Genomic DNA, 16482 nt, shown 5'->3' with positions numbered 1-16482 from the left:
TTCAGAAAACAAGATTTTGTCGGGAGCGCAATGTTTCGGGATCAATGGGAAACGACATGAGGACGAAAGGAATATTTTTTATTTCGCGCAGCATACGCGAGTGATCATTAGCAGTAAAAGGCCCGCGCACAATGAAAAAATAATCGGCCTGATCCTGTTCAGGAATGAGTACCTGGTTTCCGTTCTTATTCACAATAAGTGTGAGCGCAATGTCATTTTCCGGATCTTCCTCCCGGAAAACGGTGAAGAGAACCGGCGACTGATTTTTTTTCAGTTCTATGGACATGGGCTCTATCTGTTCAAGATTTATTTCCAGCGCACGGTTAATGGCCCAGCATAAACGATATGCTTTTTCGTGGCAGGAAATTCCCAGCAGAAAAAAATCGTATTCATATTCTATATCGAGACGGAACTTCGGCATGGGAACGAATTGCGAATTAATGCGAATATACGAATGGAAGATGGAGAATGGACTCGCTGTCAGTATCTGATAAATTAATCGGTTCCCCAAAAGAAATAAGTCCGGCTTCCCTGCTCCATCATCCTTTCGTACCTTAGTATGAATTGATCCCTATGAAATATTTTTTTCTGCTGTTATTTTTCTTTTCCGGCGCAACTTCCATTCGTGCACAAACAAAATTTGCATTGCTCGACGCGAAGGATCCGATCGTTGGTGAATGGGAATGGATCGCGAATGACACGAATGCTCCTGCGGCGCCGCTTGCTGATGAACCCTGGAAGATTTTAAAATTCAATGCGGGAACTGCACAATCGATGGGTGCACTTGGTATGAATGATGACAAAGGTTATGATTGTCCTTCATGGTTTCTTGCTTTCTCGAATGGAAAACAAATTTCCGCCACACTTTCTGACGGGTGTGTAAAAAGTGACAAAGGAAAAAAATTTTCCTTCGAATACTTTTATGATGCTTCCGATGATGAACTTCTCATTACCGTGCGCGGAGAAAAATTCCGTTACCGCAGAAAAACACAATAGATAAATTTTCAGTATGGATGCGATCGTTAAAACATATTCAGCGCCAACCATTCTCGCTCTTGCAGCAAGCATAAAAAAAGATGCGGATGCTTTTCACTGGCTGATCACGAATAATTTCAAGGAACTTGCTGCGCTCGCGGATGTGCTCGTGCAGGGAAAAACAGAAGCGCTCGAATGGCTGAAGGCGAATGAATTTTCTGCGTTGCTGCTTTTTATCCGTGCACTTGATGAAGATGATGAAGCCGTTGAACACCTGATGGAGAATAATGAAAAAGCGTGGGCGGCCACTGCAAATTATTTTAACGGGAATGAATCGGCCGAAGATTTTCTCTCAGCTTTCTTCCCGCATTTTCTTGAACTTGGAAAAGTTCTGGAGAGTTGCTACAATAATAACAATTCGAATTCCGCAATAGGAGGATTTAGTGGCGCAAGCACATTACCCGGCTATGGAAAATTATTCTGATCATTGAGAAATTTTCATCCGCACACCGGGTGTCAATGCAATTACTACAGGAATTCCCGGAAGAATATTCGTGGAGAGATCAAGCCCGTTTCCCAATGGGAAATTGTATTCGAGTTCACCTCCGTACCAGACCAACTTCGTTTGCCATTTTCCGTTCTTCGAATCTTTGAAGTATCCGTCGTTAATATAATTGCCGAATGAATTCCAGTTTTTCCGGTAATAAAAAAACGGGCCGAGCCCTGCGCTTGCATTTCCTGCTTTACGGAGATCGACCGTGTACCGGAAATTGAACATGGTCATCCCCGCCAATTTCCCGGCACAATCGCGGAACAGCGCCTGGTCAATTTTCACAGAAACTTCCGGGTAAAACATGTATTCTGTTGTGACCGCAACTCCGAAATTCATGGCGAGGCGTTTCTTTTTCCCGAATGCATTTTTATAGAGATCGCTGTTCTGATTTTTATCGATGTGAAAAGTGATGCCCATGAATTTTATTCCCACGAAGAATTGAGCAGGAAGCGAATAACTCATCGCGAAGAAAAAAGAAAAAAAAAGAAATCTTTTGCCAAGCATCGGTTACAAAACTTGCTGAATGTACAATTTACGATGTACAATTTACAATTTGGAAAATAATCTGTGGCAAATTTCCGCGATTGAAAATCGCCAGTGTCAATTTCACAAATATTGCCACAGATACTCACAGGTTGCTGTCACGGCTTTTCTCTTCTGCCGTACCTGCTTTCCTGATTCTTTTGCAACTACCGCTGCCGCTATACACTGCCGCTTCTGTTTAGTGCCTACTGGTTACTGCCAACCGAATCTTCTTTCCAAACAACTTTTCCTTTCGTATCGATGTATTCCATTTTTTTATTCACATACACACGCGCCAGTCCATTCACAAAATTTGCTGCATAGTCATATTGAAACGGAATGGCCTGCTTCCCGCTTTTATCAATGAAGATCCATTTATAATCTTTCGGAACGGCCGCCAGCTCACAGGAAAAATGATAATCATAATTGTCAGGATAAATGCAGGGAATGACTTCCCGCCCCTGCATATTCACAAACCCCCACACATGCCCGTGCTGGCTCGTACCCATCGTATCATCCACGCGCTCGCAAACCGCGATCATTCCATCGGAAGGAGAATCAAATTCATGATAAAAATACGGATCGACGATCATTTTCCCGTGCAGGTCCATCAGCCCCCATTTACCAACAGAAAAATCATCATCCTCTGCATCGACTTGAAAACATTTGTATTCCGGTTCATATTCCTGAATATAGAATTTACTCACAGCAATAATATTCCCTTTCTTATCAATAAGCGAATCATTGTCCACGATAGCAACACTATCTTTGAAAGAAGAAGCATCCCGGTAATTACCAAAAACTTTTTTCCCGGTCGTGTCAATGTAAAACCATTTTTTTCCGTCAGCAGTGACTGCGGCGAGTCCTTCGGAAAAATCTTTTGCATCATCATACTCCGGCGGAATAACCCATGAATTACCGGAACGCATAAAACCGGTTTTTCCAATGACGTTCACCTGCACCAATCTCAGTCCGTTGTGAAGATCGCCGAAAAATGTATCGGGCCTGCAAGCCGGAAGCGCTTCCTGAACTTTTATCTCGGTATTGTAAATCGGCCGCTCATATGTTCCATCGAGGTGAACAATTCCCCAATCGAAACCAACGCCATAATAATTTGTTCCGCAGTTCCAGAACGAACCAAAACGATCGAAGCGCGGCGGAATAATTTCTTTCCCGGTTTTTGTAATGAGCCCGACCCGGTTTTTTATTTCCATTTCGTAAATCGAATCTCCCGGCGCATGCGAATTATAAAGGTGCTCATATTTAAATGGGATGAGGATTTTTCCATTCCCCGTAACGAGTCCGAATTTTCTCCCGATCCTCGCACTGAAAATCGAATCGCCTGAACCTTCCCACACTTCATCATATAGCGGCTGAAGAATAAATTTTCCTGACGAATCGATCACGCCCGTCTTTCCATGAAAAATTACAGTGCGGTTGTGGGCATTCCATCCGTGCCAGAGAATGCTATCGAAAATAAAAGGAATGGCGGTGTTTCCTTTACGATCGATCCATCCCCATTTTCCGTTTGTATGTGCTTCGAAAAGTGAATCGAATGGCGATGTGTTTTTTTTCAGTGCAGCATAACCCTGCGTACAATTGAATTGAACAAAAAGAACCGGCAGAATAAAAAAAAGAAAACTATAGCGGCTCATCCGTAATAAGGCTTGCTGAATGTACAATTTACGATATACAATTTACAATTTGGAAAATAATCTGTGAAAATCTATGGCAATATTCTGAAATTGATGCTGATTAGTCCCCCTGCGAGCTGTTTTGTTATGCGCCATTTTTGTTCATCCTTCGTTGCATTTCTTGGCCGTAGTCGCTCCACTATGGCCTGCAAAATGCGTCTCGGCTGAACAAAAATGGCATCATAACAATTCCAAAAAATGAATTTTAAACAGCCTCTGACTTGCACAGATTTATTACTACTTAAATTTCCCTGCAGTATTTTCTATCTTTGTTCTATAATTCTTTCATTTATGCGCTTGCCGCAATTTGTTCCGGTTATTTTTCTTTCGCTGATCTTTTCCTGCTCAGGAGAACCGGACAACAATAAAAAGATCGTTTCTCAATTCACAGGAATCCTTCCACAGCTCATGCAGAATGATTCGGGGCTTTTTCACGGAATTGTATTGGGAATGAGTATGGCGGATGTGAAAAAAAATATTACGCCGCAGGATAGTCTTGGTGTAGAGCAACCCGGCTATCTCCAGTACGAGGGAAAACTTGCAACTCAGAAGATCTACGATTACGATTGCAATTTCGACGAGAAAGGTTTGAAGGATATGACGATCGACATTCACCTGAAGGATGAAAAAAATTCCGATGCACTTTTCCGTGACTTCAGAAATTATTTCACAAAAAAATACGGGAATCCCATTGATACTACTTCCGATTTCATCTGGCAGATCAATGCCGGCAAACGCCCCGCAAAACTGATGCTCCGCCAGGGCGATGATTACCTGTATGGCGAACTTACATTTGCTTTCTACGACAAAGCGTTCGACAACTTTCTAAAGAATGGCGATACTGTTCCACCCTTGATCCCCTGATTTTTTACCTGCATTTTATTGTCATTCACCGTTGAGAATTGCTAATTCATAAACCTTTCTCCCTGCAAATAATTCCTGCTGTTTTACTCCTCGTTCCTCTCCATTGTCAGGTCTTTGCGAATGTGTATTTTTAACCCTCTATGGAAAGTTCACGCTTCGAATCCGGTAGTCCGGTTACTGCGCAGTCGGGTGTTTTAATGGAAGTGCGGAATCTCGTTACTGAATTCCGGACGGAAAATGAAACGGTGAAAGCGGTGAACGATATTTCTTTCACTATACGTGCAGGAGAAACAATCGGCATCGTGGGTGAATCGGGTTCTGGAAAATCAGTAACCGCGCTCTCCGCAATGCGGCTCATTCCGAATCCACCGGGAATAATTTCTGCAGGGGAAATCCTTTACAATTCGAGAGAGAACGGCCAGGTAGATCTCGTGAATCTTTCCGAAAAAGAAATGCGGAAATTCCGCGGCAATGAGATCGCGATGATCTTCCAGGAACCGATGACCTCGCTCAACCCGGTTTACACCTGCGGAGAACAAGTGATGGAAGCCATCCTGCAACATTGGAAAGATCCTTCTATTCCTCCAATGAAAAATAGCATTCAGCTCGTGCTGCAATGGATCTACACCTGGATCATTATCCGCACGCTCATTATCACGTCTTCGATCATCCTGATTTGTCTTTGGGTGCGGCATATAACTTTGCCGCTGAAAATTCTCGGAATTATTTCCGGGATTTACCTGCTCGGACTCACTGCCTATTATTTTTTCAGGAGGGGAAAAGGAATTGCGCGGCCGCTGCAATGGCTCACTTCGAGACAACGTGTGGCGCGCGCAAAAACAAAAGAACTTTTCGATCAGGTACAACTTCCCGATCCCGAAAGAATTTTAGAAAGTTTTCCGCACCAGATCTCCGGCGGACAAAAACAGCGCGTGATGATCGCTATGGCCATGTCGTGCAATCCGCAATTACTTATTGCTGATGAACCGACAACTGCGCTTGATGTGACCGTGCAGAAAACCATTCTCGAACTCATGCGCGATCTGCAGGCCGAGCGAAGTATGAGTATCCTGTTCATCACGCATGATCTTGGTGTGATCGCTGAACTTGCCGACCGCGTGGTAGTGATGTACAAAGGAAAAATTGTGGAGCAGGGTTCGGTGCTTGATATTTTTTCAAATCCGCATCATCCTTACACCAAGAGTTTGCTCGCATGTCGTCCTCCGCTGAACAAACGTTTGCAATGGTTGCCTACTGTCCGCGATTTCATGCACACTTCAGATACGGGCGAGATCGTGGAAAATAATCGTTCCGTGCTTGAAGTGACGCACAGTCTTGTAGTGACCGATGCAGAGCGAAAAGAAAATCACCGGAAACTTTACGGGCAGGAACCCATTTTGCGCGTGAATGCTCTCAAAACTTATTTCACCACGGAAAAAAATATTCTTGGTAACCCGACGAAAGTGGTGCGTGCCGTGGACGATATCAGCTTCGATGTTTATCCCGGTGAAACGCTTGGGCTGGTTGGTGAATCGGGTTGCGGAAAAACAACTTTAGGCAGAACCATCCTCCGCCTCATTGAACCTACGGAAGGAAACATTATCTGGAAAGGAAAAGAGATCACGAATCTTTCCGCTGGTGAATTGCGTGCGTTGCGCAAAGATCTCCAGATCATTTTCCAGGATCCTTATTCTTCATTGAATCCGCGAATCACCATTGGCGATGCGATCACGGAACCTATGCGTGTGCACGGCATAGGCGTGAATGAAAAAAACAGGAAGCAGCGCGTGATAGAATTACTGCACCGCGTGGATATGAATGAATCGCATTTCTACCGATACCCGCATGAATTCTCGGGAGGGCAACGCCAGCGCATCTGCGTTGCGCGCGCACTCGCACTCAATCCGCAATTCATTATTTGCGATGAATCGGTTTCTGCGCTTGATGTTTCCGTGCAGGCACAGGTGCTTAATTTGCTCAATGAACTGAAACAGGAATTCAATTTCACTTACATTTTTATTTCGCACGATCTGAGTGTTGTAAAATTCATGAGCGACAGAATGGTGGTCATGAATAACGGTAAGATTGAAGAAATGGGCGACGCCGACCAGATCTACAATCAGCCCGCAACAGAATACACGCAGAAACTTATTGCGGCCATTCCTAAAGGAGAACTCGATGACATCCGCGCTTCCATGTCGCGCAAACGCATGAGAGCAGAAGCTGTTTAAATGAAACGCCTCCCGCTTTTTTATATTCCTGCCCTCTTTATTTTTCTTCTCGTCATGAATTTCATTTCCGATGGAATTTATGATACCGGTGATGGTGTGATGCATCATCTCATTGCAAAATATTCGTGGAAACATCCTGCACTCCTGCTCGATCATTGGGGAAAACCATTGTACACACTTTTTTCTTCTCCCTTCGCGCAATTCGGTTACAAGGGCAGCGTAGTGTTCAATATCATCACACTGTGCGCAACTGCTTTTCTCACCTGGAAGATCGCAGAGCGAATGAATATTCCTTTCGCCGGGTTTGCGCCATTGCTCGTGATCTCCGCGCCGATCATGCTGCCGGTGGGAATGAGCGGGCTCACCGAACCCTTTTTCGCTTTCATTCTTGTTTCCGGAATTTATATTCTGCTCAGTGGCCGCGCGGGGCTCGCCGCAATCATCATTTCTTTTCTTCCGTTCGCACGCACCGAAGGATTTTTTCTTGTCCCGCTTTTCGCTTTGATTTTCGCAATGAAAAAAGATTTCTCTTCTGTTTTTCTCCTTGCAACAGGAACCGTTCTTTACAGCATCATCGGCCTGATCTGTAAACATGATCTGCTTTGGGTGATCCATGAAAATCCTTACCGCGGTGCAGAAAAAATTTATGGCCATGGAGGATTGTTCGATCTCGTGGGGAAAAATGAATACGTGTGGGGATGGGGAATGACGGCGCTGCTTGCTGTGGGAATTTTACTTTACCCGTTTCACAAAAAACTTCGCGTTAATATTCCGGGGAATGAATTTGTGATCATCGGCGGATGCTTTCTTGTTTTCTTAATGATGCATTCTGTTTTCTGGTGGAAAGGATTGTTCGGTTCGCTCGGGCTGCATCGTGTGCTGGCTTGTACCATTCCGCTGGCGGTGATCATTTCATTGAGGGCTTTGCAACTTCTCCGTTCGCTCATCCCGAATAGGGCGCTGAGCATTTTTCTTCTTTCGGCTGTTACCGGTACACAACTTTTCTTAGTGTGGAAGCAACATCCGCTTCCATTTAAAATTTCGTGGCAGGACCGGGGAAAAATGAACACCGTTAATTTTCTTTCTCAAAAAGGAATGCAGAAGAACAAAGTATTCTGTGCCGATCCGTTTTTTGCCATGCTTACCAATAAAGATCCGTGGGATAAAACACTGTGGGAACAGTTTAATTGTACCTGTCCCGAAATGAATTTCAAAAACGGGGATCTCATCATCTGGGAAACACATTTCGCGCAGTTCGATATTCCTTTTCCCGTTCAATTACTTACAATGGATTTGCGTTTCCGGGAAATTTACAGAACCGGCCAGATTCCAAAAGACAAAAGTGAAGCGGATAAGAAGTCGGCGGTAGTTGTGTTTGAATACAACGTTGAAAAAAGTTCAGAGTTGGCTGATAAATGAAATGATCGCTGAACATTGAACTCCGGACTTTGAACATTAAACGGCGCCAAGATACACCCAGTCTCCTTTTACATTCTCACAGGAATAATTCTTCAATGGAATGGCTGACGTTAATTTTTCTTTGAACGGAAAAAAATTTACATGTTCGTCGAGCGTGTAATAATAATAACGCTGCTTCGGAGTAACAATGAAAACCTGCTTGCGTGCAATGCGTACCAATTCTTTCATGCATTGTTCCAGTTCGATGAGGTGTTCAACCGTGTGGCAGCAAGTGACCACGTCGAATGATTTATCGGCGAAGGGCATTTTCTCTATATTGCCTTTCACGTATTGGTAAACATCCCCGTTCTTATCCGTGTCTTTGATGTCGAATCCTGTCAGTTGCAGTTGCGGATATTTTGCGCGAATCTGTTTCAGTAAAAAACCATTTCCGCTTCCCACATCAATGAGCGTTTGCGCCGACGGATCAATATTTTTTAAAATGAATGCTACACTTTGCCGGTTGAGATCGGTAACGCGGTTGCGGGAGATCGTATTGAGGTTATTGTAGAAACGATCGTAATCTTCCGGCGTGAAGGAATGCACCCTGCTTTTGAAATTCATCACTTCACGAATATTTCTTCCACGATAGGCAAAATAAAAAAACGGGTACATGAACCAACGCGAATCACGGATCACCGGCGGAATCCATTCGTCCATGAAATAGCGTATGACGTTGGTGATGTTGCGATTCACAGAATTAATAATGAGTTAATCATAGAATTATCGAAAGTAAAGTTTTTCCCTTCTTCATTTATCGCTCTTCTTTGCTTTGTCGTATTTCCCCCTCACATGATTCCATTTTATCCGGAAAAGATCAACGAGCATCCCGGGCGCGTGACGCATTAAGCTCACACTCGAATGATCGTCACTGCTGCGGAAATGCACGGGTAATTTTTTTATATCGTAATTTCTTTTCAACGCTATGTAAAGTAATTCCACATCGAAGGTGAAACTGTTCAGTCGCGAAACTAAAAAAAGGTCATCGGCTGTTTTTGCACGGAATCCTTTTATGCCGCATTGCGTATCGAACATTCCCGTGGTGATGAATCGCCCGACGATGAAAGTAAAAATGCGGCTGCCGAGTTTCCGCATTCCTTTTATTTCAGAAAAATATTTCGACTCGGGCAAACGACGGTCGCCGATCACGATGTGAAATTCTTTTTCGGTGAGGTACTGTACAAACCGTTCTATCGTTTCAAATTCAAAGGGAACATCGGCATCCGTAAAAATCCGGACATCGCCGGTCGCGATTTTCATTCCTGCGCGCACTGCCCCTCCTTTGCCTGTATTTTTCTTCAGTCCGATGAAAGTACAGTTGTTCTGCAACACAACCTTTTCCGTTTCACCGCCATCGCCCGAGCCATCATCGACCACGATGATCTCATTGGAAGGAAATTTTTCACTCAGCCATTTTTTAAAAGCCGGAAGCTGTTCACGGAGAAGAACAGCGCTTTTATAGGAAGGAAGAATGATGCTCAGTTTCATTTTGCGCCGTGATAATAACAATTGTTCCAGAAAATATCATTCCCGTCGCGGAAAAATAAATTAGTTCCTCCCGGCCTCAACAACAATTCATCGATGCATAATTCTGTTCCTGGTTTCAGATCTTTATTCCATACTGTAAACTGAAGATGCATTCCCGCAGCAGGAACGGTTATCGGAAATTCAATGAGTCCCCAGTTGCCGTCTATCGCCTGCACATTTCGCAGCGCGTCGCTTATCGAATAAAAAGGTTGCACTTTTTTCGAAGTATCATACACAAAAGTTTCCATCGTAACGCGGGGATAAATATCGTCGCGAATGTGATCCATCCAGAAAGAGCACAGGTAAGTTCCTGGAACAGGGATCACCGTGTCGATGACGCGTTCAAATTCTGTGGTCACAAATTTATGCGATGCTTTTCCGCGGAACGCTCTTCCATTTCCATTATCATAATTCCTGTAAATGAAAAATGGTGTGGAGTCGGAAGAAAAGAATTTGCCCTGCGAATATTTTTTCATGGCATCCACTTCTCCGCCCAGCCAGTCATGATAGGTTTCAGGAATATTTGCAAGGTCATTAAGTGCGAGCGAATAGATCTCATACTGTGCTGAAGTGGCAATCTGTTTTGCCAGCGCAAGAATTCGTTTTTCATTTTCATCCAGCATTTCTTTTTTCACCAGCAACAACAGCGGACGCTTGTCATGAATATCTTTCATTACATCAAACGGTTTATTCGGATCCATTACGAGTGAAATAAGATTGACAGTCTGGCTAAGCGAAACTCTCGCAGAATTCACACCCATGAGCGGCAACCCGGTTTTGAGTGAAACGATATACGATTGACGAACAATATCCGCATCAGCAGGCACACGCGCAATATTTTCAGAACCCTGGTGAAAATACGGTAACGGAAGTATGGCCTGGAACTGCGCAGCGTTGAATCCTTTCATCCATTGATCAGCAGGAAGTTTATCCGATTCATCCTCGAGTTCTGCAATGTGATTATCATACTCTTTTTCTTTTCCTGCATTGAGATAATACGCATCATAAAAAAGAAGAGAAGGAACAAGAACGAGTACTAGTATGCGCAGAATTTTTTTGTGCTGCAATACGCGGAAGATCCTGTACACGGCAATGATATTCGCGATATAAAAAAATGCCCACGTAAATCTTCCTATCGCACGGAACTGCCGCACCGGACCGAGATAAGTGAGCCAATTCTCATGGCCGCCGATAAATGGTTTCCCGAATGAAAAATAAAGCAGCACGAGCGACACCCAGAAAAAAATATTCAGCGCTTTATTATCCGTCACCTGCAACACCAACCGGAAACGTTTCCTGAAAAGACGATAAAGCTGAACGGAAAAAAGAAGCAACAGTCCTCCCATTGCAACAAGCCCCACGTAAGACATGCCTTCAAAAGTCAACTGGTCGTCTGGTGGATTTACATTTTTGAAGATCGAATGAAAAATGGGTTCATACGGTTTTCCATAGGGATAAAAAACTCCGTCGAGACGCGAATGAAAAACAAGATAGCCCCAGGGCGCGTGCGTGCGGTCGTGCACATGATCCGACATCATGATGAGTGATTGCAGCAGGAGAACCGGTGCAATAAATTGTATGGCGAGATGTTTGGCTGCAAATTTTATTCTGCCGAATCCGCGATCGCGCGAAAGAAAAAGTACCAGCCAGTACGCGCCACCAATGGTGGCGAAAAAAGCAAGAAAATAAAGATGCGTTGACGCGCCGAGAAAAACAATGAACCCGATGAAAACACTTTTCATTGCACCTGCCTGGTCGTAAAAACGAAGCAACATGTAAATGAATGCGGGAATTAAAAAAATCCAGGTGAGTGAATAATGTCCTGCCATGCGCATCACCTGCGGGGAAAGAAATGCAATGGCTGTTGCCGAAAGTGCGCCGTAATACCAGGGCAATCGCAGGTGACGGAAAATTGCATACAGGAAAAGTGCGCCCAGCACCGGGGAGAAGAGCATGAGTAAATTGATCAGCGCAACTCCCAATGGCGCTGCACCGGTTCCGAAAATTTTTGCAACATTATTCACGAACGGCATTGCGCCCGTGAAAAAAATACTTTCGCCATAAGGATAATTTATACTCGACTGGCTCCAGTACGCATGATCATATTTGACATGATAAATTGTTTCATAATAGATCTGCAACCCGTCGCCGCCCGCGCTGAAATAAGTGCTCGCCGGGTGCCGTAATAATTTTCCGTAAAAGAAAAACAGCAGCAGCAGGGAAATTCCCAGCGTGAGCAGAAAACCTTTCTCGCTCGCGATGCGCTTCAGTGTGTGAATGAATTTCAACGCTGGTTTTTTCGGTCAAAAATATTGTAAAGGAGAATGCACCAGATCGCGCGGAAACCATCTTTCCACCCGATCTTTTTCCCTTCTTCGTACGTGCGCCCGTAATAAGAAATGCCCACTTCGTAAATACGCACGCCTTTCACGCGGGAAATTTTTGCAGTCACTTCCGGCTCGAAGCCAAAACGTTTTTCTTTAAGCAGGAGCGATTTGGTAATCTTCGTATCGAATAATTTGTAACACGTTTCCATGTCCGTGAGATTGAGATTGGTGAACATGTTGGAAAGAAAAGTAAGAAATTTATTTCCCAGCGTGTGCCAGAAAAATAAAACGCGATGTGGTTTTCCTCCCATGAAACGCGAACCGAAGACCACATCTGCAAAACCGGAGAGAATAGGTTTGAGCAGAATATTATATTCTTCGGGATCATACTCGAGATCGGCATCCTGGATGATGAGGTAATCGCCGGTGGCGAGTTCAATTCCTTTATGAAGCGCAGCGCCTTTCCCCTGGTTGAACGGTTGATTGAAAAGACGGATGTCGTATGATGAATGTGATGAAATATATTTTTCGATCACCGCTTGTGTTTCATCTTTTGAAAAGTCATTGACGATAATGATCTCCTTCTGCATGCCGCCGTTCAGATCCACTGCGATCACTTTGTCGAGGATGAGATGAATGGTGGCTGCTTCGTTGTAAGCAGGAATGATGATGGAGAGTTTTTTCATTGGTAAAAGAGTTCCGAAGATACGCTTTCGGTGCGTTATTGAGAATGAATTTTTTTTTCCGGGGTTCGTCTCGAACAATGAGACAATGCATCAGGCGTTGGCACCTGTTATATTTTACCTTTACCGGCGATGTCATTCTGGAAAAAGATCGTGGCCTTTTTTTCCCGCTACGAACCGGTTTTATTTGTGGTCGCAACTTTGTTCATGCTGAACGAAGTTTTTGCGAACGGTTGGCTTGTTACTGAAGATAGTTCAGCGCATATTTATAATTCCATAATTACGCGGGAACTTTTTCTTCATCCTACCCCGTTTCTTAAAAGTGTATTCATTCTCAATCCTTCGCCCGTACCGAATTCGCTAAGTCATGTCCTTCTCGGGGCCCTCTCTTATTTTTTTTCAATAGAAATTTCGGACAAGATCATTCATGTCATCAACGTATGCGGAATGTGTTTCGCTTTTCGTTTCCTGGTTCGGCAGATCAACCCGGGGCAACCGTATTACAGCTGGCTCATCTTTCCTTTTGTTTACTCCGGCCTGTTTTATCTCGGTTTTTATAATTTTTACATGGGAATAATTCTCAGTCTTACAACTATGGCCGCATGGTTGTATGCCGAAAAAAGATCGTTCGGGATCCGGCGTGTATTCTTGCTCGTGTTTTTGTGCACGCTTCTTTTTTTCACACACCTCATTCCGTTCCTGCTTTTTGTTTTTGTAGCGGGCATGCGGATATTATTCCGGCTGTTTCATAAAAATTATCGCACATTTTTTGTAAATACGGGGATATTGTTTTCTGCGCTTATTCCGGCGATGATCCTTTTTTTTATTTATTACACACACCGGACAGAAAATACAGGGACAACCGTTTGGGCCAGTGCATGGATATCAGTGAAAAAACTTGCCACGCTGCATCATCTCTCTGTTATTTCAATGTATCAGCAACCGGTTGCGATCACGATCTCCTGTGTTCTTTTTTTCAGTCTGCTTTTGTCGCTGATCTTTTTTTTCAGAAACAAAAGCAATTATGCAATGGCGGAAAAAGAACGTTTTCTGTTCTGGGGAATCTGCTGGATAGTGGTGCTTGCTTTGATCTTCATTTCCCCGGATGATTTCGGAGGAAGCGGCGCAATGACAATCCGCCTCATTGAGCTTTCATGGTTTTTCTTTCTTCTTTTTCTTGCTTCAGGAAAGCTGCCGGAAAAAATAATCCGGACACTCGCATTCTTTTCCTTTGCATCAGCGATGATCATGATGCATTACCGGCAACCGCAGATCGCAGGACTTGCGCAGGATGCAAAAAAAGTAATGAAGCTGGCCGGGGAAATTCCTTCTAATTGCACGGGCGCCTACATTCCTGTAACGGAAAACTGGCTGCGTTTACATATAGGCGAACTTGCTTTCGCAGAAAAAAAATCGCTGATGCTCTCCAACTATGAAACTGTTCACGATTTTTTTCCCCTGCTGTGGAGTAAGAATTTTATTTACAACTATAAGATCGGCGGGCTCTCCTCTTCCGATATTCCGTGTGCACGTTGTTATTGGCCCGAACAGCCTGGAAAACCGGACAAGGAGATCGACTACCTGATCGTGTGCAATGATAAAAGTGATACGTCTGATTGTTTCCGGCAGATGAATGACTCTCTAAAGGTTCATTATGTTCTCAGGGAAGAAGTTCCCCCATTCAGGCTTTACGAGTCTAAATTATTCCGGCAGAATTTTTCTTACTGATCTTTTTTATCCTTCGCAAGGATCCTCACGGTTACGTTGTCCATATAAACTTTCGCTTCATCACCGTTCCACAGAAAAACTTTCACCTGTTTAGTTCCTTTCGGCAGCGTACGCGTCCATCCCGTGATGGACCATTCGCCGGGATTCAGATTGAGTTCAGAAACGTGCATTCCTTCCCAGCTATCGCCATTGGCAGTTATGGCGGTGAATACAATAAGCGCTGAGGTGTTCCTTTTTTCTATTCTTATTCTGCAGCTGAGTGTGGCGGCAACAGGAATTTCTTTCACTGAATCCGGAACATTGGTGACCACAGCAATGCTGTACATATTTTTTCCGCCGGCAAAAGTTCCTTTTTTACCAATGAAAAATCCGGCGGTCATCAATTCGCTGTACGGATCTTCATTTTCAAAATCGTCCCAGGATTCTGCAATCGTTTTCAGTTTCTGTGGCGGAGGATCCATCAACCGGAATAAAGCGGTTTTTGTTTCCGGAAAATATTTCAGGATGTCGGCCATTGCGTAAAGCGCCGTGTCTTCCATCGGCAAATAATAATATCCGCAGTTTCTCAGAAATTCGCTTCTCACAGTATGGCCGAATTCATTCATGCTGTAACGCATCCGGTAATAATTCACAGGAAGATCATACGGTAAATCGGTCGAGATCATATCAGCAAAAAAAGGAGGATCAACTTTTATTTTCTGATCGCGGAGAATTTTCATCGCGTCTTTTACATTTTCCTGTTCGGAACAGTCGTAATAATGTTTTGTATTGACGCAAAAACAAAAATGGATAATGAAAAAAACACTCGTTGCACCGAGCATGTATTTCCCGGCTTTGCCCGAATTCATTGTAAAAGATGAAAACAGCAACAACAGCAAAGGCAGGTAAAAAAGTGTGACACGCCCGGAAATATAATTGCTTCCGAGAATGAAATGCTGCATCACCGGGAGAATAAAAGAAAGAACAAGCAGAACAAGAACGAATAATGTTGTTCTGTCTTTTGTGTTTTTCATTCGCAGAAATAACTGTATTGCCACAAGGAACGGTATCGCACTGAAAAAAATGACCAGCGGCAATGCGAGCATATCACTGTACGGAGCAATGTAAGCCGTGCTTTTGCCCAATGAAGAAAACAGGAAGAAAGGAGAATGGACTTCATCGCCAAGAAAAAAAGCGCCATTCGCATTTAATTTTTGCGCGTACGGGAATAAAAAAACGATCGCTATTAACGGGATGAAAGCCGGCACAAGATAATTTCTCCTCCGGCGCGTTTTGTCCGAATAAAGAAAACAAACGAAGAATAACGCCGAAGCAACCAGCACATGAATGAGTGCCAGATTGGCCGCCGTGGCAAGCAGGAAAAAGAGTTGTGCTTTAATACAACTGCTCATTTTTCCGGAAGAGAAGAAATTGCCACTGTAAAAGATCCCGCACATCATCATGGCCACCGAAAGTCCGTACCCGCGCGCAATGGAAAAATAATCAAGCAGCCAGGGCTGCAGTGCGATGATCAGGAAAACAGGAAGTATCCGCCAATTGTTGCCGAACCATTGTTTGAGCGTGGCGATCAACGCGGTGAAAAATATTCCGCCGGCGAGTACATTCGGCAATCGCAGAGCCAGTTCTCCCGATCCGAAGAGTGAAACGGAAATTTTCATGAGCCACGTGTTGAGCAGGTGATTGTTTGCGCTCATGTAATTCAAGTCGTGCGGCAGCCATCGCGGGGTTCTCACATATTCGAAAAAAGTTTGCGCTTCATCCCACGTGATGGAAATATTTTTTGCGCGGATGGCCAGGTAAATGAAAAGTGCGCCTGCCGATAAATACAGGACGGGAGTGCCGGACGAAAATTTTTTAGAGTCGGGGAAAGTTACCGGCATCCGTTAATTTGCTAATGACGTATTTTAATAGGCATCTTAT

14 protein-coding genes are annotated in these 16482 nt (G+C 44.0%); 6 read left to right on the top strand and 8 right to left on the bottom strand.

All coding sequences use genetic code 11. The annotated features are described in order from the left end of the window. Window position 1: 1 nt before the first annotated feature. Window positions 2–421, bottom strand: a complete 420-nt coding sequence (locus HY064_10745; GenBank protein MBI3511131.1) for an IPExxxVDY family protein — start codon at window positions 419–421, stop codon at window positions 2–4. Window positions 422–573: 152 nt separating this feature from the next. On the opposite strand from HY064_10745, the gene HY064_10740 reads away from it, so the two are divergent. Continuing rightward, complete coding sequence (locus HY064_10740) at window positions 574–996, top strand: hypothetical protein (protein MBI3511130.1); 423 nt, start codon at window positions 574–576, stop codon at window positions 994–996. 13 nt (window positions 997–1009) lie between these two features. Continuing rightward, window positions 1010–1459, top strand: a complete 450-nt coding sequence (locus tag HY064_10735; protein MBI3511129.1) for a hypothetical protein — start codon at window positions 1010–1012, stop codon at window positions 1457–1459. Here the strand turns inward: HY064_10735 and HY064_10730 are convergent, their stop codons facing one another. Both HY064_10730 and HY064_10725 read right to left on the bottom strand, forming a co-directional pair. Further along, window positions 1460–2032, bottom strand: a complete 573-nt coding sequence (locus tag HY064_10730; GenBank protein ID MBI3511128.1) for a hypothetical protein — start codon at window positions 2030–2032, stop codon at window positions 1460–1462. 224 nt (window positions 2033–2256) lie between these two features. After that, entirely contained in the window at window positions 2257–3705 is a 1449-nt protein-coding gene (locus HY064_10725) for a WG repeat-containing protein (GenBank protein ID MBI3511127.1), read from the bottom strand. Between the two features lie 330 nt (window positions 3706–4035). On the opposite strand from HY064_10725, the gene HY064_10720 reads away from it, so the two are divergent. The 3 genes from HY064_10720 (at window position 4036) to HY064_10710 (ending at window position 8258) form a co-directional block, all read left to right on the top strand. Next, entirely contained in the window at window positions 4036–4608 is a 573-nt protein-coding gene (locus HY064_10720) for a hypothetical protein (GenBank protein ID MBI3511126.1), read from the top strand. 197 nt (window positions 4609–4805) lie between these two features. After that, window positions 4806–6839, top strand: coding sequence for an ABC transporter ATP-binding protein (locus tag HY064_10715; GenBank protein MBI3511125.1), 2034 nt, complete (start codon window positions 4806–4808; stop codon window positions 6837–6839). Continuing rightward, a complete protein-coding gene (locus tag HY064_10710; protein MBI3511124.1) occupies window positions 6840–8258 on the top strand; it encodes a hypothetical protein in 1419 nt (472 codons plus the stop codon). Window positions 8259–8294: 36 nt separating this feature from the next. Here HY064_10710 and HY064_10705 read toward each other — a convergent pair whose 3' ends face one another. From HY064_10705 to HY064_10690, 4 genes are read right to left on the bottom strand one after another with little or no spacing between them, the layout of a single operon-like run. Next, window positions 8295–8993 (bottom strand): class I SAM-dependent methyltransferase, encoded by a 699-nt coding sequence (locus HY064_10705; GenBank protein ID MBI3511123.1) that lies wholly within the window; start codon window positions 8991–8993, stop codon window positions 8295–8297. 54 nt (window positions 8994–9047) lie between these two features. Beyond that, window positions 9048–9785 (bottom strand): glycosyltransferase, encoded by a 738-nt coding sequence (locus HY064_10700; protein ID MBI3511122.1) that lies wholly within the window; start codon window positions 9783–9785, stop codon window positions 9048–9050. Next, entirely contained in the window at window positions 9782–12112 is a 2331-nt protein-coding gene (locus HY064_10695) for a hypothetical protein (protein ID MBI3511121.1), read from the bottom strand. Before HY064_10695 ends, HY064_10700 begins: the two co-directional genes overlap by 4 nt. Then, entirely contained in the window at window positions 12109–12837 is a 729-nt protein-coding gene (locus HY064_10690; protein ID MBI3511120.1) for a glycosyltransferase family 2 protein, read from the bottom strand. The genes HY064_10695 and HY064_10690 overlap by 4 nt, the downstream gene beginning before the upstream one ends. Window positions 12838–12966: 129 nt before the next feature. Here HY064_10690 and HY064_10685 point away from each other — a divergent pair, with 129 nt between their 5' ends. Continuing rightward, window positions 12967–14562, top strand: a complete 1596-nt coding sequence (locus tag HY064_10685) for a hypothetical protein (GenBank protein MBI3511119.1) — start codon at window positions 12967–12969, stop codon at window positions 14560–14562. On the opposite strand, the gene HY064_10680 is transcribed toward HY064_10685, so the two are convergent. After that, on the bottom strand, window positions 14556–16442 hold the full coding sequence (locus HY064_10680) for a hypothetical protein (GenBank protein ID MBI3511118.1): 1887 nt from the start codon (window positions 16440–16442) through the stop codon (window positions 14556–14558). The genes HY064_10685 and HY064_10680 overlap by 7 nt on opposite strands. Between the last annotated feature and the right edge of the window lie 40 nt (window positions 16443–16482).

The organism is Bacteroidota bacterium (assembly GCA_016194975.1).
Lineage (GTDB): Bacteria > Bacteroidota > Bacteroidia > Palsa-965 > Palsa-965.
The sequence above is the reverse complement of the archived record's forward strand: the minus strand, read 5'-3'. Positions and strand labels throughout refer to the sequence as shown.

Bases quoted from the DNA above. Each gene is read 5' to 3' on its own strand.
- HY064_10700 (MBI3511122.1), bottom strand. From the start codon at position 9,785: ATGAAACTGAGCATCATTCTTCCTTCCTATAAAAGCGCTGTTCTTCTC.
- HY064_10725 (MBI3511127.1), bottom strand. From the start codon at position 3,705: ATGAGCCGCTATAGTTTTCTTTTTTTTATTCTGCCGGTTCTTTTTGTT.
- HY064_10745 (MBI3511131.1), bottom strand. From the start codon at position 421: ATGCCGAAGTTCCGTCTCGATATAGAATATGAATACGATTTTTTTCTG.
- HY064_10680 (MBI3511118.1), bottom strand. From the start codon at position 16,442: ATGCCGGTAACTTTCCCCGACTCTAAAAAATTTTCGTCCGGCACTCCC.
- HY064_10740 (MBI3511130.1), top strand. From the start codon at position 574: ATGAAATATTTTTTTCTGCTGTTATTTTTCTTTTCCGGCGCAACTTCC.
- HY064_10720 (MBI3511126.1), top strand. From the start codon at position 4,036: ATGCGCTTGCCGCAATTTGTTCCGGTTATTTTTCTTTCGCTGATCTTT.
- HY064_10730 (MBI3511128.1), bottom strand. From the start codon at position 2,032: ATGCTTGGCAAAAGATTTCTTTTTTTTTCTTTTTTCTTCGCGATGAGT.
- HY064_10735 (MBI3511129.1), top strand. From the start codon at position 1,010: ATGGATGCGATCGTTAAAACATATTCAGCGCCAACCATTCTCGCTCTT.
- HY064_10690 (MBI3511120.1), bottom strand. From the start codon at position 12,837: ATGAAAAAACTCTCCATCATCATTCCTGCTTACAACGAAGCAGCCACC.
- HY064_10715 (MBI3511125.1), top strand. From the start codon at position 4,806: ATGGAAGTGCGGAATCTCGTTACTGAATTCCGGACGGAAAATGAAACG.
- HY064_10685 (MBI3511119.1), top strand. From the start codon at position 12,967: ATGTCATTCTGGAAAAAGATCGTGGCCTTTTTTTCCCGCTACGAACCG.
- HY064_10710 (MBI3511124.1), top strand. From the start codon at position 6,840: ATGAAACGCCTCCCGCTTTTTTATATTCCTGCCCTCTTTATTTTTCTT.